19 protein-coding genes and 1 pseudogene are annotated in these 15,864 nt (G+C 54.5%); 18 read left to right on the top strand and 2 right to left on the bottom strand.

Features of this window, described 5'->3' with window-relative positions:
• Positions 1 to 14 precede the first annotated feature (14 nt).
• The 3 genes from fliS to amyA all read left to right on the top strand — a co-directional run bounded on the left by fliS (position 15) and on the right by amyA (position 2,349).
• The gene (gene fliS, locus OGY71_RS01835; protein ID WP_003834041.1) at positions 15 to 422 is read left to right on the top strand and encodes a flagellar export chaperone FliS; all 408 of its coding nucleotides are present in this window, start codon (positions 15 to 17) and stop codon (positions 420 to 422) included.
• Positions 422 to 793, top strand: a complete 372-nt coding sequence (gene fliT, locus OGY71_RS01830; protein WP_003030458.1) for a flagella biosynthesis regulatory protein FliT — start codon at positions 422 to 424, stop codon at positions 791 to 793. The genes fliS and fliT overlap by 1 nt, the downstream gene beginning before the upstream one ends.
• A 68-nt stretch (positions 794 to 861) precedes the next feature.
• Positions 862 to 2,349 (top strand): alpha-amylase, encoded by a 1,488-nt coding sequence (gene amyA, locus OGY71_RS01825; protein WP_003834042.1) that lies wholly within the window; start codon positions 862 to 864, stop codon positions 2,347 to 2,349.
• A gap of 40 nt (positions 2,350 to 2,389) precedes the next feature.
• On the opposite strand, the gene yedD is transcribed toward amyA, so the two are convergent.
• Positions 2,390 to 2,803: a lipoprotein YedD gene (yedD, locus tag OGY71_RS01820; RefSeq protein WP_003030454.1), complete on the bottom strand. Its 414-nt coding sequence runs from the start codon at positions 2,801 to 2,803 to the stop codon at positions 2,390 to 2,392.
• Positions 2,804 to 2,988: 185 nt separating this feature from the next.
• On the opposite strand from yedD, the gene yedE reads away from it, so the two are divergent.
• A complete protein-coding gene (gene yedE, locus OGY71_RS01815; protein ID WP_003839093.1) occupies positions 2,989 to 4,194 on the top strand; it encodes a selenium metabolism membrane protein YedE/FdhT in 1,206 nt (401 codons plus the stop codon).
• Positions 4,191 to 4,424, top strand: a complete 234-nt coding sequence (yedF, locus tag OGY71_RS01810) for a sulfurtransferase-like selenium metabolism protein YedF (protein ID WP_000790504.1) — start codon at positions 4,191 to 4,193, stop codon at positions 4,422 to 4,424. The genes yedE and yedF overlap by 4 nt, the downstream gene beginning before the upstream one ends.
• A gap of 55 nt (positions 4,425 to 4,479) precedes the next feature.
• Here yedF and fliE read toward each other — a convergent pair whose 3' ends face one another.
• On the bottom strand, positions 4,480 to 4,794 hold the full coding sequence (gene fliE, locus OGY71_RS01805; protein WP_003834044.1) for a flagellar hook-basal body complex protein FliE: 315 nt from the start codon (positions 4,792 to 4,794) through the stop codon (positions 4,480 to 4,482).
• Between the two features lie 216 nt (positions 4,795 to 5,010).
• Here fliE and fliF point away from each other — a divergent pair, with 216 nt between their 5' ends.
• From fliF to fliR, 13 genes and pseudogenes are all read left to right on the top strand, one after another.
• A complete protein-coding gene (gene fliF, locus OGY71_RS01800) occupies positions 5,011 to 6,684 on the top strand; it encodes a flagellar basal-body MS-ring/collar protein FliF (RefSeq protein ID WP_286612729.1) in 1,674 nt (557 codons plus the stop codon).
• The gene (gene fliG / locus OGY71_RS01795; protein WP_003834047.1) at positions 6,677 to 7,675 is read left to right on the top strand and encodes a flagellar motor switch protein FliG; all 999 of its coding nucleotides are present in this window, start codon (positions 6,677 to 6,679) and stop codon (positions 7,673 to 7,675) included. The genes fliF and fliG overlap by 8 nt, the downstream gene beginning before the upstream one ends.
• Positions 7,668 to 8,375, top strand: a complete 708-nt coding sequence (gene fliH / locus OGY71_RS01790; RefSeq protein WP_003834049.1) for a flagellar assembly protein FliH — start codon at positions 7,668 to 7,670, stop codon at positions 8,373 to 8,375. The genes fliG and fliH overlap by 8 nt, the downstream gene beginning before the upstream one ends.
• The gene (gene fliI / locus OGY71_RS01785; protein ID WP_191222422.1) at positions 8,375 to 9,745 is read left to right on the top strand and encodes a flagellar protein export ATPase FliI; all 1,371 of its coding nucleotides are present in this window, start codon (positions 8,375 to 8,377) and stop codon (positions 9,743 to 9,745) included. The genes fliH and fliI overlap by 1 nt, the downstream gene beginning before the upstream one ends.
• A 21-nt stretch (positions 9,746 to 9,766) precedes the next feature.
• The gene (fliJ, locus tag OGY71_RS01780) at positions 9,767 to 10,210 is read left to right on the top strand and encodes a flagellar export protein FliJ (protein WP_003834052.1); all 444 of its coding nucleotides are present in this window, start codon (positions 9,767 to 9,769) and stop codon (positions 10,208 to 10,210) included.
• Positions 10,207 to 11,421 carry a flagellar hook length control protein FliK gene (gene fliK / locus OGY71_RS01775; protein ID WP_286612728.1) on the top strand — a complete coding sequence of 405 codons (1,215 nt, stop codon included), beginning with the start codon at positions 10,207 to 10,209 and terminating at the stop codon, positions 11,419 to 11,421. Before fliJ ends, fliK begins: the two co-directional genes overlap by 4 nt.
• 104 nt (positions 11,422 to 11,525) lie before the next feature.
• Complete coding sequence (gene fliL, locus OGY71_RS01770; RefSeq protein ID WP_003834054.1) at positions 11,526 to 11,993, top strand: flagellar basal body-associated protein FliL; 468 nt, start codon at positions 11,526 to 11,528, stop codon at positions 11,991 to 11,993.
• Between the two features lie 4 nt (positions 11,994 to 11,997).
• The gene (gene fliM / locus OGY71_RS01765; RefSeq protein WP_286612727.1) at positions 11,998 to 13,002 is read left to right on the top strand and encodes a flagellar motor switch protein FliM; all 1,005 of its coding nucleotides are present in this window, start codon (positions 11,998 to 12,000) and stop codon (positions 13,000 to 13,002) included.
• Positions 12,999 to 13,412: a flagellar motor switch protein FliN gene (fliN, locus tag OGY71_RS01760; protein ID WP_003030433.1), complete on the top strand. Its 414-nt coding sequence runs from the start codon at positions 12,999 to 13,001 to the stop codon at positions 13,410 to 13,412. The genes fliM and fliN overlap by 4 nt, the downstream gene beginning before the upstream one ends.
• Positions 13,412 to 13,789 (top strand): flagellar biosynthetic protein FliO, encoded by a 378-nt coding sequence (gene fliO / locus OGY71_RS01755; protein WP_103014243.1) that lies wholly within the window; start codon positions 13,412 to 13,414, stop codon positions 13,787 to 13,789. Before fliN ends, fliO begins: the two co-directional genes overlap by 1 nt.
• Positions 13,789 to 14,526 carry a flagellar type III secretion system pore protein FliP gene (gene fliP / locus OGY71_RS01750; protein WP_003834056.1) on the top strand — a complete coding sequence of 246 codons (738 nt, stop codon included), beginning with the start codon at positions 13,789 to 13,791 and terminating at the stop codon, positions 14,524 to 14,526. Before fliO ends, fliP begins: the two co-directional genes overlap by 1 nt.
• 9 nt (positions 14,527 to 14,535) lie before the next feature.
• Positions 14,536 to 14,805 (top strand): flagellar biosynthesis protein FliQ, encoded by a 270-nt coding sequence (fliQ, locus tag OGY71_RS01745; RefSeq protein ID WP_003030425.1) that lies wholly within the window; start codon positions 14,536 to 14,538, stop codon positions 14,803 to 14,805.
• An 8-nt stretch (positions 14,806 to 14,813) separates the two neighbouring features.
• Positions 14,814 to 15,654 (top strand): annotated as a pseudogene (gene fliR, locus OGY71_RS01740) (flagellar biosynthetic protein FliR).
• Positions 15,655 to 15,864: the final 210 nt, after the last annotated feature.

Here is a 15,864-nt window from a genome sequence, read left to right as displayed (position 1 = left end):
AACACGAGGTAAGCATGTACACCGCGAGCGGTACCAAAGCCTATGCACAGATCAGTGTGGAAAGCGCCGTAATGAGCGCCAACCCACATCAGTTGATCGAAATGTTGTTTGATGGCGCGAACAGCGCCCTGGTGCGCGCTCGCCTGTTTATGCAGCAGGGTGATATCGTCGCCAAAGGTGAAGCGTTAAGTAAAGCCATCAATATTATTGATAATGGCCTGAAAGCCGGCCTGGACCACGAAAAAGGGGGAGAACTCGCCACCAATCTCTCTTCATTGTATGACTATATGGTTCGCCGTTTACTGCACGCTAATCTGAATAATGATTGTCAAGCCATTGAAGAAGTCGAAGGGTTACTCGGCAACATTGCGGATGCCTGGAAACAGATCTCACCGAACGCGTCGTCCCAGGAGTCTCGTTAATGACCTCAGCCGTGGAGTTTATCAACCGTTGGCAGCGCATCGCGCTACTCAGTCACTCGTTGCTGGAACTGGCGCAGCGCGGTGAATGGGACCTTTTACTGGAACAGGAAGTTACCTATCTGCAAAGTATTGAAGTGGTCATGGAAGAGCAAACTCCACCGGGCATTACGCGAAGTATTCAGGACTTAGTCGCCGGGTACATTAAACAGACGCTGGATAACGAGCAACTGCTCAAAACATTATTGCAGCAACGCCTCGATGAACTCAGCAATCTTATCGGTCAGTCGACGCGCCAAAAGACGTTGAATAACGCCTATGGCCGTCTTTCCGGCATGCTGTTAGTCCCCGACGCCCCCACTGCCCCACAATAATTTCCCGTCTCGTCTGAATTATCTTCCATACTCCAGAGGTCGGCCAAACGACTTCTGGAGCACGGAAGATGAAAAATCCCACGTTATTGCAGTACTTCCACTGGTATTACCCTGATGGCGGTCAACTCTGGCCCGAACTTGCCGAACGCGCAGGCGGACTCAATGATATCGGCATCAATATGGTATGGCTGCCTCCCGCCTATAAAGGCGCGTCCGGCGGCTATTCCGTTGGCTACGACTCCTACGATCTGTTTGATCTGGGCGAATTCGACCAAAAGGGAACCGTCGCCACCAAATACGGCGATAAAAACCAGCTGCTGGCGGCGATTGACGCGCTGAAACACAATGATATTGCCGTACTGCTGGACGTGGTGGTTAACCACAAAATGGGCGCGGATGAGAAAGAAAAGATCCGCGTCCAACGGGTTAACGCCGAGGACCGCACGCAAATAGACGATGAGATTATCGAATGCGAAGGCTGGACGCGCTACACCTTCCCTGCCCGCGCAGGCCAGTACTCGCAATTCATTTGGGATTTCAAATGCTTCAGCGGCATTGACCATATAGAGAATCCCACCGAAGACGGCATTTTCAAAATCGTTAACGATTACACCGGCGAAGGCTGGAACGATCAGGTTGATGATGAGTTGGGTAATTTTGATTATCTGATGGGAGAAAATATCGATTTTCGTAATCACGCCGTCACCGAGGAAATCAAATACTGGGCGCGCTGGGTGATGGATCAAACCCATTGCGACGGCTTTCGCTTGGATGCCGTCAAGCACATTCCGGCCTGGTTTTATAAAGAGTGGATTGAGCACGTGCAGGAAGTCGCGCCAAAACCGCTGTTTATCGTCGCGGAATACTGGTCCCACGAAGTCGACAAGCTGCAAACCTACATTAATCAGGTGGAGGGGAAAACCATGCTGTTCGACGCCCCTTTGCAGATGAAATTCCACGAAGCGTCCCGTCAGGGCCGCGATTATGACATGAGCCAGATTTTCACCGATACCCTGGTAGAAGCAGATCCGTTTCATGCCGTCACGCTGGTGGCCAATCACGACACCCAACCTTTACAGGCACTCGAAGCCCCCGTCGAGCCGTGGTTTAAGCCGCTGGCCTATGCGCTGATCTTGCTGCGTGAAAATGGCGTACCGTCGGTGTTTTACCCTGACCTCTACGGAGCGCATTACGAAGACACCGGCGGCGATGGCGAAACCTATCCTATCGACATGCCGATCATTGAACAGCTTGATGAACTGATCCTCGCGCGCCAGCGCTTTGCACACGGGGTACAGACACTCTTTTTCGATCATCCTAACTGTATCGCTTTTAGCCGCAGCGGAACGGACGACGATCCCGGCTGTGTGGTGGTACTGTCAAACGGCGATGACGGGGAAAAGACCATCAATCTCGGCGCGAATTACGGCAATAAAACCTGGCGTGACTATCTGGGAAATCGCGAGGAAAGCGTGGTCACCGATGAAAACGGTGAAGCAACGTTTTACTGTAACGGCGGGAGCGTCAGCGTGTGGGTCATTGAAGAAGTGATATAAAATTCAACCCCGGTGGCCATGGGCTACCGGGGCGTACGGTTTATGGCAGCGGTGTGGCCAGCGGCGTTTTCTTTAACGCGTCAGCGCACTCCTGCGTCGGGCGATCCACCCGCTGCAGCGTCATACCGTCATATTCCAGCGTATTGCCTTCGCGCTCGATCTCATACAGCTCGCGTTTCACCGTCACGTTGGTGAGATCGCCAGAGAGCATCGTCAGTTTCCCCGGCAGCGCGATCACCCGCTGCCACTGGCGACAATCCAGCGTATCGCCCTCTTTCGTTATCACCAGGCTGGCAATCGCTTCCGGGCTTACCAGACTGCGTTGCGGACCTTTTGACTGCCAGTATCCTTCCAGACCGGCTGGCGCTGGCGTTTTCACCACGTCGTTATAATTTTCTACTTCGGCGCATCCGGTAAGCGCCAGAAATACACCAACGATTGCTAATTTTTTCATCATTCATCCTGCATGCGAAGAAAATGGGATTGTGGCATTAAAGGCCTGATGTCGCCAGCCTTTCAGCGGCATTGAGAAAGATTGATCCAGACGGTATTACCTCTTATTACTCATAGTCAAAAATTCTGAACGGTGTAGTATCCACACTTCTTGTTACATACCTTCTGAGTTCAGAGGCGCAACGCATGTCATGGCAACACTTCAAACAGGCCTGGTTAATTAAATTTTGGGCCCCCGCCCCTGCGGTCATCGCAGCGGGTATTCTCTCCACTTATTATTTCGGCATTACGGGAACCTTCTGGGCCGTTACCGGTGAATTCACCCGTTGGGGTGGGCAAATCCTGCAACTGTTTGGCGTGCACGCCGAAGAGTGGGGATACTACAAACTGATCCATCTCGAAGGCTCGCCCCTGACCCGCATTGACGGCATGATGATCCTCGGTATGTTCGGTGGCTGTTTTGCTGCCGCGCTGTGGGCTAACAACGTCAAGTTACGCATGCCGCGCAGTCGGGTGCGTATTATGCAGGCGATAGTCGGCGGGATGATCGCCGGATTCGGCGCCCGGCTCGCGATGGGCTGCAACCTGGCCGCATTCTTCACAGGCATTCCACAGTTCTCGCTACATGCCTGGTTTTTCGCGCTGGCAACGGCAATCGGCTCATGGTTTGGCGCACGCTTTACCCTGCTGCCGATGTTTCGTATTCCGGTCAAAATGCAGAAAGTCTCCGCCGCTTCGCCGTTGACGCAAAAGCCAGATCAGGCCCGTCGCCGTTTCCGCCTTGGCATGCTGGTGTTTATCGGCATGATCGGCTGGGCGCTGCTCACCGCGATGGATAAACCCAAGCTCGGTCTGGCGATGCTGTTTGGCGTTGGGTTCGGTCTGCTGATTGAACGGGCGCAAATCTGCTTCACCTCCGCCTTCCGCGACCTGTGGATTTCTGGTCGCACCCATATGGCAAAAGCAATCATCTTCGGGATGGCGGTCAGCGCCATCGGTATCTTTAGCTACGTGCAACTGGGCGTCGAGCCTAAAATCATGTGGGCGGGTCCAAATGCGGTGATCGGCGGCTTGCTGTTCGGCTTTGGCATCGTTTTAGCGGGCGGATGCGAAACCGGCTGGATGTATCGCGCCGTTGAAGGCCAGGTGCATTACTGGTGGGTTGGTCTGGGCAACGTTATTGGCTCGACCATTCTGGCCTACTACTGGGATGATTTTGCTCCCGCGCTTGCCACCAACTGGGACAAAGTGAATTTGCTCAACACCTTCGGTCCGCTCGGTGGTCTGCTGGTAACCTATCTGCTGTTGTTTGCCGCGCTGATGCTCATTATCGGCTGGGAAAAACGCTTCTTCCGTCGCGCAGGACTGACGCCTGCCAAGGAGTCTGTATGAAAAATATCGTGCCTGATTATCGCCTCGATATGGTCGGCGAACCGTGTCCATACCCGGCTGTCGCCACGCTGGAAGCGATGCCGCAATTGAAGAAAGGTGAAATTCTGGAAGTGGTGAGCGATTGCCCGCAGTCAATCAACAATATTCCACTGGATGCGCGTAATCACGGCTATACGGTGCTGGATATTCAGCAGGATGGTCCAACGATCCGCTATTTGATTCAGAAGTAACTGGTTGCCGGATGGCCGCTGCGCTTATCCGGCAAACAATCTCTGCACGTTAAACCTACACCTGCATGGACATCACTTCCTGGTAGGCCGACACCAGTTTGTTACGCACCTGAATCCCCATCTGCATTGATACCGACGCTTTTTGCATATCGGTCATCACATCATTTAACGCAATACCCGGCTCACCCAAGGTAAATTTCTCAGCCTGGGTACGGGACGCGGTTTGCACATCGCTGATTCGGTCTAACGCAGCATGCAGTTGCCCGGCAAAACTCACGGTCGGTTGTGGCTGCATATCCTGCGTTTTTGCTGACATCGCCGTGGCTTGTAACTGGTTGATGACCCCTTCAATCCCCTGTATTGCCGACATTCTGATCCCCTGGATGATTTTTTACGTAGCTGAGATTACCAGTTAGTCAATAAGATAAAGGCGTTAAATAACGATAAAAAACCACGGTTTTTAACGCATAGAAAAATTCGAAACCGCAAATAATGAGACCGTCAATTTTTCGAGTTTGCTGACCCGGGAGTGAGTCTTGTTCCACTTTGCAAAAAACGCCGTCCACGATAAGCCACGAGGTGCGAGATGAGTGCGACAGCATCGACTGCAACCCAGCTTAAACCTCTCGAGTGGTTAAACCGCCTGCGCGCGAATCCCAGAATTCCTTTGATTGTGGCGGGAGCCGCTGCCGTCGCTATCATCGTGGCGATGGTCCTGTGGGCCAAAGCACCTGACTATCGCACGCTGTTCAGCAATCTTTCCGATCAGGATGGTGGCGCGATTGTCACCCAACTGACGCAGATGAACGTTCCCTATCGTTTTACTGAGGGAAGCGGTGCTATAGAAGTTCCTGCCGATAAAGTCCACGAACTGCGCTTACGTCTGGCGCAGCAAGGTCTGCCGAAAGGCGGCGCCGTTGGTTTTGAACTGCTGGATCAGGAAAAGTTTGGTATCAGCCAGTTTAGCGAGCAGGTCAACTACCAGCGTGCGCTGGAAGGTGAATTAGCCCGTACCATTGAAACGCTTGGACCGGTAAAACGCGCCCGCGTGCATCTGGCAATGCCGAAACCGTCGCTGTTTGTGCGTGAGCAAAAAGCGCCTTCGGCCTCCGTGACCGTGAATCTTGAACCGGGTCGCGCACTGGATGAAGGTCAGATCAGTGCAGTTACACATCTGGTTTCCAGCGCTGTCGCAGGGTTACCGCCGGGCAACGTTACGCTGGTCGACCAGGCAGGTCATCTGTTAACTCAGTCGAACACCAGCAGCCGCGATCTCAACGATGCGCAGTTGAAATACGCCAGCGATGTCGAAGGCCGCGTTCAACGTCGTATCGAATCGATCCTGTCGCCGATTGTCGGCAACGGTAACGTACATGCGCAGGTCACCGCGCAGCTGGATTTTGCTAATAAAGAGCAAACCGAAGAACAGTACCGCCCAAACGGTGATGATTCCCAGGCCGTGCTGCGTTCACGCCAGTTAAACGTCAGCGAGCAGATCGGGAGCGGAGCACCGGGCGGCGTACCGGGCGCGTTGTCCAATCAGCCAGCACCGGCGAATACCGCGCCAATCGCCAACCCTCCGGCTAATCAGCAAAATGCGCAAACCACGCAGACGGCAAATAACAACAATAATGCCGGTCCACGCAGTACGCAGCGCAATGAAACCAGCAACTATGAAGTCGACCGTACCATTCGCCACACCAAAATGAACGTCGGCGATGTGCAGCGTCTCTCGGTTGCAGTGGTGGTCAACTATAAAACGTTGCCGGACGGCAAACCGCTGCCGTTAACCGCCGATCAGATGAAACAGATTGAGGACCTGACTCGCGAAGCGATGGGCTTCTCCGACAAACGTGGCGATACCCTGAACGTGGTGAACTCTCCGTTCACGGCGACCGACGATTCCATTGGCGAGCTGCCGTTCTGGAAACAGCCGTTCTTTCTTGATCAGTTGATGACCGCAGGCCGTTGGTTGCTGGTTCTGCTAGTTGCCTGGATCCTGTGGCGCAAAGCTGTTCGCCCGCAGTTGGTTCGCCGCAGCGAAGAAGCAAAAGCGGTACAAGAACAAACGCGTATCCGTCAGGAAACCGAAGAAGCGGTAGAAGTTCGCCTCAGCAAAGACGAACAGACCCAGCAGCGTCGTACGAATCAGCGTCTGGGTGCAGAAGTGATGAGCCAGCGTATTCGTGAAATGTCAGATAACGATCCGCGCGTCGTGGCGCTGGTCATTCGCCAGTGGATGAGTAACGATCATGAGTAATGCCCTTACCGGTACCGATAAAAGCGTCATCCTGCTGATGACCATTGGCGAAGATCGCGCGGCAGAGGTGTTTAAACACCTTTCCACGCGCGAGGTTCAGGCGCTGAGTACAGCGATGGCGAACGTACGCCAGATCTCCAACAAACAGTTGACGGAAGTGCTGGCCGAGTTTGAGCAAGAAGCAGAACAGTTTGCCGCGCTGAATATCAACGCCAACGAATATCTGCGCTCCGTGCTGGTGAAAGCGCTGGGCGAGGAACGCGCCTCCAGCCTGCTGGAAGATATTCTGGAAACCCGCGATACCACCAGCGGCATTGAAACGCTCAACTTTATGGAGCCGCAAAGCGCCGCCGACCTTATCCGCGACGAGCATCCGCAGATTATCGCCACCATTCTGGTACACCTCAAACGGGGCCAGGCCGCCGATATTCTGGCGCTGTTCGACGAGCGTTTACGTCACGACGTGATGCTGCGTATCGCCACCTTCGGCGGCGTGCAGCCTGCCGCGCTGGCAGAACTGACCGAGGTACTGAACGGTCTGCTCGATGGCCAGAACCTCAAGCGCAGCAAAATGGGCGGCGTGAGAACGGCGGCAGAAATTATCAACCTGATGAAAACCCAGCAGGAAGAAGCGGTTATTACCGCCGTACGCGAATTCGACGGCGAACTGGCGCAGAAAATTATCGACGAGATGTTCCTGTTCGAAAACCTGGTGGAAGTCGACGATCGCAGTATCCAGCGTCTGCTGCAGGAAGTGGATTCCGAATCGCTGCTGATTGCGCTGAAAGGTGCCGAACAGCCACTACGCGAGAAGTTCCTGCGCAACATGTCGCAACGTGCTGCCGATATTCTGCGCGACGACCTTGCCAACCGCGGTCCGGTGCGCTTGTCGCAGGTGGAAAACGAACAGAAAGCGATTCTGCTTATTGTGCGTCGTCTGGCGGAAACCGGCGAGATGGTGATCGGCAGCGGCGAGGATACCTATGTCTAACGAACTGCCGTGGAAAGTCTGGACTCCGGACGATCTCGCCCCACCAATGGCAGAGTTCGTGCTGGCTGACCACAGCGAAACGCCGCTGTCCGAAGAGACGGAAGAACCCGAGCTTTCAGCAGAGCAACAGCTTGAACAACAGCTCGCACAGCTGCAAATGCAGGCCCATGAGCAAGGGTATAACGCGGGGCTGGCAGAAGGTCGACAAAAGGGTCATGAACAAGGCTATCAGGAAGGTCTGAGCCAGGGGCTGGAGCAAGGCCAGAACCAGGCGCGCGCGCAGCATGCGCCGATCCATGCCCGCATGCAGCAGTTGGTGAGCGAGTTTCAGAATACGCTGGACGCACTGGACAGCGTCATTGCCTCGCGCCTGATGCAAATGGCGCTGGAAGCTGCGCGTCAGGTGATTGGTCAGACGCCTATCGTGGATAACGCTGCGCTGATTAAGCAGATTCAACAGTTATTGCAACAGGAACCGCTGTTTAGCGGTAAACCGCAGCTGCGCGTCCATCCGGACGATCTCCAGCGTGTTGAGGAGATGCTCGGTGCCACGCTCAGCCTGCACGGCTGGCGGCTGCGCGGCGATCCCACGCTGCATCACGGCGGTTGTAAAGTCTCAGCAGACGAAGGCGATCTGGATGCCAGCGTCGCCACTCGCTGGCAAGAACTCTGCCGTCTGGCAGCGCCGGGAGTCGTGTAATGACCACTCGCCTGACTCGCTGGCTCAATACGCTGGACAACTTCGAAGAGAAAATGTCGCTGCTGCCTGCAGTGCGTCGTTACGGTCGCCTGACCCGCGCCACCGGGCTGGTGCTGGAAGCCACGGGGTTACAGCTGCCGTTGGGTGCCACCTGCGTCATTGAACGCCAGGATGGCAACGAAACCCAGGAAGTTGAAAGCGAAGTCGTAGGCTTTAACGGTCAACGTCTGTTTCTGATGCCGCTCGAAGAGGTCGAAGGCGTTCTGCCCGGCGCGCGCGTCTACGCGAAGAACATTGCCGGAGAAGGTCTGCAAAGCGGGAAGCAATTACCGCTTGGCCCTGCTCTGCTGGGGCGTGTGCTGGACGGCAGCGGCAAACCGCTCGACGGACTGCCCGCCCCGGACACCACCGAAACCGGCGCGCTGATTACACCGCCGTTTAACCCGCTGCAACGTACCGCAATAGAACACGTCCTGGATACCGGCGTACGCCCCATCAACGCGTTGTTAACCGTAGGTCGCGGCCAGCGTATGGGACTTTTCGCAGGCTCCGGCGTCGGTAAAAGCGTCCTGCTCGGCATGATGGCGCGCTATACCCAGGCCGACGTCATCGTCGTGGGCCTGATTGGCGAGCGTGGCCGCGAAGTTAAAGATTTTATTGAAAATATTCTCGGCGCTGACGGTCGCGCACGCTCGGTAGTGATTGCCGCTCCGGCGGATGTCTCGCCGCTGTTACGTATGCAAGGCGCGGCCTACGCCACGCGCATCGCCGAAGATTTCCGCGATCGTGGACAGCACGTATTGCTGATTATGGATTCCCTCACCCGCTATGCGATGGCGCAACGTGAGATAGCCCTGGCAATCGGCGAGCCGCCGGCAACCAAAGGTTATCCGCCGTCAGTATTCGCCAAATTACCGGCGCTGGTTGAACGGGCCGGGAACGGTATCCACGGCGGCGGTTCAGTTACCGCGTTTTATACAGTACTGACCGAGGGTGACGACCAGCAGGACCCGATTGCCGATTCCGCGCGCGCGATACTGGACGGGCACATCGTGCTGTCTCGTCATTTAGCCGAAGCAGGTCACTATCCGGCCATCGATATTGAAGCTTCAATCAGCCGCGCCATGACCGCGCTCATTAGTGAAAAACACTATGCACGGGTACGTAACTTTAAACAGCTGCTGTCCAGCTTCCAGCGTAACCGCGATCTGGTCAGCGTGGGGGCGTATGCCAAAGGCAGCGATCCGATGCTGGATAAAGCCATCACCTTATGGCCACAGCTGGAAGCATTCTTACAACAAGGCATCTTTGAACGGGCTGACTGGGAAGATTCTCTACAAGCTTTAGAACTGATTTTCCCTGGTGTGTGATTAAGCAGGAGAGCATAGGTCATGGCACAACATGGTGCGTTAGCAACACTGAAAGACCTGGCTGAAAAAGAGGTAGATGACGCCGCTGTCTTATTAGGAGAGATGCGTCGTGGCTGTCAGCAGGCGGAAGAACAGTTAAAAATGCTGATCGATTATCAGCATGAGTATCGCAACAATCTGAATACCGATATGGGCCAGGGTATTACCAGCAATCGCTGGATTAACTACCAGCAATTTATTCAGACGCTGGAAAAAGCGATTGAGCAACACCGCCAACAGCTCAATCAGTGGACGCAAAAAGTGGACATGGCTTTGAACAGTTGGCGCGACAAAAAACAACGATTACAGGCGTGGCAGACGTTGCAGGACAGACAAACCTCGGCGGCGTTACTGGCCGAAAACCGTCTGGATCAGAAAAAAATGGATGAATTTGCTCAGCGCGCAGCTATGAGGAAACCCGAATGATTACTTTACCCCAACTGATTACCACCGACACCGACGTAGCCGCAGGTCTTCAGTCAGGCAAAGCGGTAGATTCACCCGAGGATTTTTTAGCGCTGCTGGCTGGCGCATTAGGCGCGGGCGACGCGCAAGGTAAAGACGCACCTCTGTCGCTTGCCGACTTACAGGCGGCCAGCAGTAAGCTGCAAAAAGGGTTACTGCAAAAAAATGGCGATGCCGCGCAGTCAGTCAAATTAACCGATCTGTTGGCGCAACAGGAGCTGCAAACCGAGGCTTCTCTTACCGACATGACGGACGCTCAGCAACTGTTGTCCGCCCTCACGCCTTCACTGAAAGCTAATGCTCTGACGACGCTGGGCAAAGTCGCTCAGCAGGACGAAAAAAACACTACGCTGAGTGATGACGATCTCGCCAACCTGAGCGCGTTGTTCGCCATGCTGCCAGGACAACCGCTGGCTACGCCTGCCGTCGACAGCGCACCAGCCCCTGTTGATGCCACGCTTTCGGCGTTGTCACGTGGCGCTGCACACGGCGCGACGACTGATAACGCAGACGAATTGCTGCCGGGTGATGCCAAAAAAGGCAAAGCGGATGTCACAATTGCTGGTGGTGGTGCTAATCAGGCAAACAATCCAGCACTAACCCCGCTGACAGCGGCGGCGAACGCCAGAGCTGAAATCGATAGCACCCCGTCACCGACCAGCATTGGCATGACTGCGGCCCCGCTAAGTGGTCCACAGACACACGCACAACCGTTACCGACGGCCGCGCCGGTGTTAAGCGCTCCGTTAGGTAGCCATGAATGGCAGCAATCGCTGAGCCAGCACGTCACATTGTTCACGCGCCAGGGCCAGCAAAGCGCAGAGCTGCGTCTGCATCCGCAGGACCTGGGTCAGGTACATATTTCCCTCAAGATGGACGACAACCTCGCACAGTTGCAAATGGTTTCACCGCACAGTCACGTGCGCGCCGCACTGGAAGCTGCATTACCGATGCTGCGTACGCAGTTGGCTGAAAGCGGGATCCAACTGGGGCAAAGCAACATCAGCAGTGAAAGCTTCGCCGGACAACAGCAGTCTTCCGGGCAGCAACAGCAGGCGGGTCGCGCTCAGGGACAAGATATTTTTGCTGCTGAAGATGACACCATCCTGGCAACCCCAGCCTCACTGCAAGCCGCTGCCCGCGGCGATGGCGCAGTAGACATCTTCGCCTAACGCCAGAGGTAGCATGATTATCCGCGTCTTTTCCACGCTTTGTCGTGGACAGGACACGGGATAATCAGCCCATAAGCTGTACCGAAACAGGAAGCCCGTATCTGATGACTGACTCCGCGATTAACAAAAAAAGTAAACGCGCTATTTGGATCCCTCTGCTGGTATTAATTACCCTCGCCGCCTGCGCAACTGCGGGTTATAGCTACTGGCGCATGCAGCAGCAGCCGTCCGCCAGCGTCAAAGCGGAACCGCCTCCACCGCCAGCCCCGGTGTTCTTTGCGCTGGATACCTTTACCGTCAATCTGGGTGATGCAGACCGTGTGCTGTATATCGGTATCACGTTGCGCATGAAAGATGAGGCGACACGTTCACGTCTTAATGAATATCTGCCGGAAGTGCGCAGCCGCTTGCTGCTGCTGTTCTCTCGTCAGAATGCAGCCACACTCGCCACCGAGGAAGGTAAGCAACAGCTGATTACCGCCATCAAAGAGACGCTGGCGACTCCGCTCGTTGTTGGACAGCCGAAACAGGTTGTCACCGACGTTCTTTATACAGCTTTTATTCTGCGGTAAAGACATGGGCGACAGTATTCTTTCTCAGGCTGAAATCGACGCATTGCTCAACGGCGATAGCGAAACCAAAGACGAACCCATTTCAGGTATCGCAAAAGAAAGCGATATTCGTCCTTATGATCCCAACACTCAGCGTCGCGTGGTACGTGAGCGTTTACAGGCGCTGGAGATCATTAACGAACGCTTTGCGCGCCAGTTCCGTATGGGGTTATTTAACCTGTTGCGCCGTAGCCCAGATATTACCGTGGGTGCGATCCGTATCCAGCCATACCATGAATTTGCGCGCAACTTACCGGTTCCGACCAACCTGAACTTAATCCACCTGAAGCCGCTGCGCGGTACGGGTCTGGTGGTGTTCTCACCGAGTCTGGTATTTATCGCCGTAGACAACCTGTTTGGCGGTGACGGTCGTTTCCCGACGAAAGTCGAAGGTCGCGAATTTACACACACGGAACAGCGCGTTATCAACCGCATGCTGAAGCTGGCGCTGGAAAGCTATAGCGACGCGTGGAAGGCCATCAACCCACTGGAAGTGGAATACGTTCGTTCCGAGATGCAGGTGAAATTTACCAATATCACCACCTCTCCGAACGACATCGTGGTGAATACCCCGTTCCACGTTGAAATTGGCAACCTGACCGGTGAATTTAACATCTGTCTGCCATTCAGCATGATTGAACCACTGCGTGAGCTGCTGGTGAATCCGCCGCTGGAAAACTCACGGAATGAAGATCAGAACTGGCGCAATAATCTGGTGCGTCAGGTTCAGCATTCTGAGCTGGAGCTGGTGGCAAACTTTGCCGACATTCCGCTGCGGCTATCCCAGATTTTAAAACTGAAACCCGGCGATGTACTGCCGATTGAAAAACCCGACCGCATTATTGCTCATGTGGACGGCGTGCCTGTGCTGACCAGCCAGTATGGCACCATAAACGGTCAGTATGCGTTACGCGTAGAACATCTGATAAACCCGATTTTGAATTCGCTGAATGAGGAACAGCCCAAATGAGTGATATGAATAATCCGTCCGATGAGAACACTGGCGCATTGGACGATCTGTGGGCTGACGCGTTAAACGAGCAAAAAACCACGCCCACCAAAAGTGCGGCCGATGCGGTATTCCAGCAGTTAGGTGGCGGCGACGTCAGCGGTGCTTTGCAGGACATCGACCTGATCATGGACATTCCGGTCAAGCTGACCGTCGAACTGGGCCGTACCCGCATGACCATCAAAGAGCTGCTGCGTCTGACGCAGGGTTCGGTTGTCGCACTGGATGGTCTGGCAGGCGAACCGCTGGATATTCTGATCAACGGTTATCTGATTGCGCAGGGCGAAGTCGTCGTAGTTGCGGATAAATACGGTGTGCGTATCACTGACATTATCACCCCGTCTGAACGTATGCGCCGTCTGAGCCGTTAATCATGAATACCCAGGCTACCGTTTCTCAACCCGCCGCCGTTCCCGGCTCACCGCTGGTGCAGGTAAGCGGCGCGCTGCTCGGGATCATCGTCTTGATCCTGGCGGCGGCCTGGGTCATTAAACGTCTAGGGTTTGCCCCCAAAAGTGCCGGTACGCGCGGGTTGAAAGTTACGGCCAGCACCTCACTGGGTCCACGTGAGCGCGTGGTGATTGTCGAGGTCGAAGATGCCCGTCTGGTACTTGGCGTCACAGCCTCGCAGATTAACGTCCTGCACACCCTGCCCCCGGCACCTGCCGATGCAGAAGAAAAAACGGCCTCCCCTGCGGATTTCCAGGCCATGATGAAGAGTTTGCTGAAGCGTCCTGGGAGATCCTGATGCGCCGTTTGTTATCCCTTACGCTGGCAGGCTTGTGGCTTTTCAGCCCCGTTGCCCTCGCCCAACTCCCGGGTCTGGTCAGTCAGCCGTTGCCGGGCGGCGGACAAAACTGGACGTTGCCCGTGCAGACGCTGGTGTTCATCACCTCGCTGACGTTCCTGCCTGCAATTTTACTGATGATGACCAGCTTCACCCGCATCATCATCGTTTTCGGTCTACTGCGAAATGCGCTGGGTACCCCCTCTGCACCGCCTAACCAGGTGCTCCTGGGCCTGGCGCTCTTTTTGACCTTTTTCATCATGTCGCCGGTGATCGATAAAATCTACGTTGACGCATACCAACCGTTCAGCGAAGAGAAGATCTCCATGCAGGAAGCAATGGAGAAAGGCGCCCAGCCGCTGCGTGAGTTTATGTTGCGCCAGACCCGTGAAGCCGATCTGGCACTCTTCGCGCGCTTAGCAAACAGCGGTCCGTTACAGGGACCAGAAGCCGTGCCGATGCGAATTTTGCTGCCTGCTTATGTCACCAGTGAGTTGAAAACAGCATTCCAGATAGGCTTTACCATTTTTATCCCGTTTCTGATTATCGACCTGGTGATTGCCAGCGTGCTGATGGCGCTCGGGATGATGATGGTACCGCCCGCCACAATCGCGTTGCCGTTCAAGCTGATGCTGTTTGTGTTGGTAGACGGTTGGCAGCTGCTTGTCGGCTCGCTGGCACAAAGCTTTTACAGTTAGAGGCGCGAAATGACTCCTGAATCGGTCATGATGATGGGCACAGAGGCGATGAAAGTCGCCCTGGCCCTTGCTGCGCCTTTGCTGTTGGTCGCTCTGGTCACAGGTCTTATCATCAGTATTCTGCAGGCGGCGACCCAGATTAACGAAATGACGCTGTCCTTCATCCCCAAAATTGTCGCGGTGTTTATTGCCATCATTGTTGCTGGCCCGTGGATGCTTAACCTGCTGCTCGACTACGTGCGTACGCTGTTCAGCAATATCCCCTATATCATTGGGTAGACAACGTTATGTTGCAGGTGTCCAGCGTTGAGTGGCTCCACTGGCTGAATTTATACTTTTGGCCTTTGCTGCGCATACTGGCGCTCATCTCAACGGCCCCCATCCTCAGTGAACGAGCCATCCCTAAACGGGTAAAGCTGGGGCTGGGATTGATGATTACCGTCGTTATCGCCCCATCGATTCCCGCCGTTGACGTCCCCATCTTTTCTGTTGGCGCGCTTTGGCAGGCAATGCAACAAATCCTGATCGGTATCGCTTTAGGCTTCACCATGCAGTTTGCGTTTGCCGCAGTACGTACCGCCGGGGAATTAATTGGCCTGCAAATGGGCCTTTCCTTCGCGACGTTCTTCGATCCCGGTAGCCGTCTGAATATGCCGGTACTGGCTCGACTGATCGACATGCTCGCCATGCTGCTGTTCCTGACCTTTAACGGCCATTTATGGCTGATATCGCTGCTGGTAGATACTTTTCATACTCTGCCCATCGGCGGCAATCCGGTGAACAGCAATGCGTTTCTTGCACTGGCACGGGCGGGCAGCCTGATTTTCCTCAACGGGCTAATGCTGGCCCTACCGGTAATGACGCTGCTGCTCACGCTGAACCTCGCACTTGGTTTGTTAAATCGCATGGCGCCACAGCTGTCGGTTTTCGTCATCGGCTTTCCTCTCACTCTGACCGTAGGTATTTCACTAATGGCGGCGCTAATGCCATTAATTGCGCCATTCTGCGAACGATTATTCAGTGAAATTTTTAATTTACTGGCCGATATCGTCAGCGAAATGCCTGGAAAATAATAACCCTTATTTTTTATCCTGTTTTACTAAGGATTGTCCTAAATTTAAAAAGTGACAACATCCACCAGGATATCTCTGTCGCGGCTTATTTGTTTTTGCCTCACTCACATAACGCAACATTCACTTTACTTTAAGATGTTTCCTGGCAAATTATACGCAACTTTACGGGATAGTAAATTCGCCTGAAAAACAGCGAAAGCGTCATCTTGGGTCGTTATTATTCCGTTTAGTTGTGATGAAATAATCAGGTAAGGGGAATTATCGT

It is taken from the genome of Citrobacter sp. Cpo109, assembly GCF_030332565.1.
Taxonomy (GTDB): domain Bacteria; phylum Pseudomonadota; class Gammaproteobacteria; order Enterobacterales; family Enterobacteriaceae; genus Citrobacter; species Citrobacter portucalensis.
The sequence above is the reverse complement of the archived record's forward strand: the minus strand, read 5'-3'. Positions and strand labels throughout refer to the sequence as shown.

Excerpts from the sequence above, each read along its gene's own strand:
- fliN (WP_003030433.1), top strand. The coding sequence starts at position 12,999 with ATGAGTGATATGAATAATCCGTCCGATGAGAACACTGGCGCATTGGAC.
- fliK (WP_286612728.1), top strand. The coding sequence starts at position 10,207 with ATGATTACTTTACCCCAACTGATTACCACCGACACCGACGTAGCCGCA.
- fliH (WP_003834049.1), top strand. The coding sequence starts at position 7,668 with ATGTCTAACGAACTGCCGTGGAAAGTCTGGACTCCGGACGATCTCGCC.
- yedD (WP_003030454.1), bottom strand. The coding sequence starts at position 2,803 with ATGAAAAAATTAGCAATCGTTGGTGTATTTCTGGCGCTTACCGGATGC.
- fliL (WP_003834054.1), top strand. The coding sequence starts at position 11,526 with ATGACTGACTCCGCGATTAACAAAAAAAGTAAACGCGCTATTTGGATC.
- fliJ (WP_003834052.1), top strand. The coding sequence starts at position 9,767 with ATGGCACAACATGGTGCGTTAGCAACACTGAAAGACCTGGCTGAAAAA.
- fliS (WP_003834041.1), top strand. The coding sequence starts at position 15 with ATGTACACCGCGAGCGGTACCAAAGCCTATGCACAGATCAGTGTGGAA.
- fliM (WP_286612727.1), top strand. The coding sequence starts at position 11,998 with ATGGGCGACAGTATTCTTTCTCAGGCTGAAATCGACGCATTGCTCAAC.
- fliF (WP_286612729.1), top strand. The coding sequence starts at position 5,011 with ATGAGTGCGACAGCATCGACTGCAACCCAGCTTAAACCTCTCGAGTGG.
- fliG (WP_003834047.1), top strand. The coding sequence starts at position 6,677 with ATGAGTAATGCCCTTACCGGTACCGATAAAAGCGTCATCCTGCTGATG.
- fliQ (WP_003030425.1), top strand. The coding sequence starts at position 14,536 with ATGACTCCTGAATCGGTCATGATGATGGGCACAGAGGCGATGAAAGTC.
- yedF (WP_000790504.1), top strand. The coding sequence starts at position 4,191 with ATGAAAAATATCGTGCCTGATTATCGCCTCGATATGGTCGGCGAACCG.
- amyA (WP_003834042.1), top strand. The coding sequence starts at position 862 with ATGAAAAATCCCACGTTATTGCAGTACTTCCACTGGTATTACCCTGAT.
- fliT (WP_003030458.1), top strand. The coding sequence starts at position 422 with ATGACCTCAGCCGTGGAGTTTATCAACCGTTGGCAGCGCATCGCGCTA.
- yedE (WP_003839093.1), top strand. The coding sequence starts at position 2,989 with ATGTCATGGCAACACTTCAAACAGGCCTGGTTAATTAAATTTTGGGCC.
- fliI (WP_191222422.1), top strand. The coding sequence starts at position 8,375 with ATGACCACTCGCCTGACTCGCTGGCTCAATACGCTGGACAACTTCGAA.
- fliE (WP_003834044.1), bottom strand. The coding sequence starts at position 4,794 with ATGTCGGCAATACAGGGGATTGAAGGGGTCATCAACCAGTTACAAGCC.
- fliP (WP_003834056.1), top strand. The coding sequence starts at position 13,789 with ATGCGCCGTTTGTTATCCCTTACGCTGGCAGGCTTGTGGCTTTTCAGC.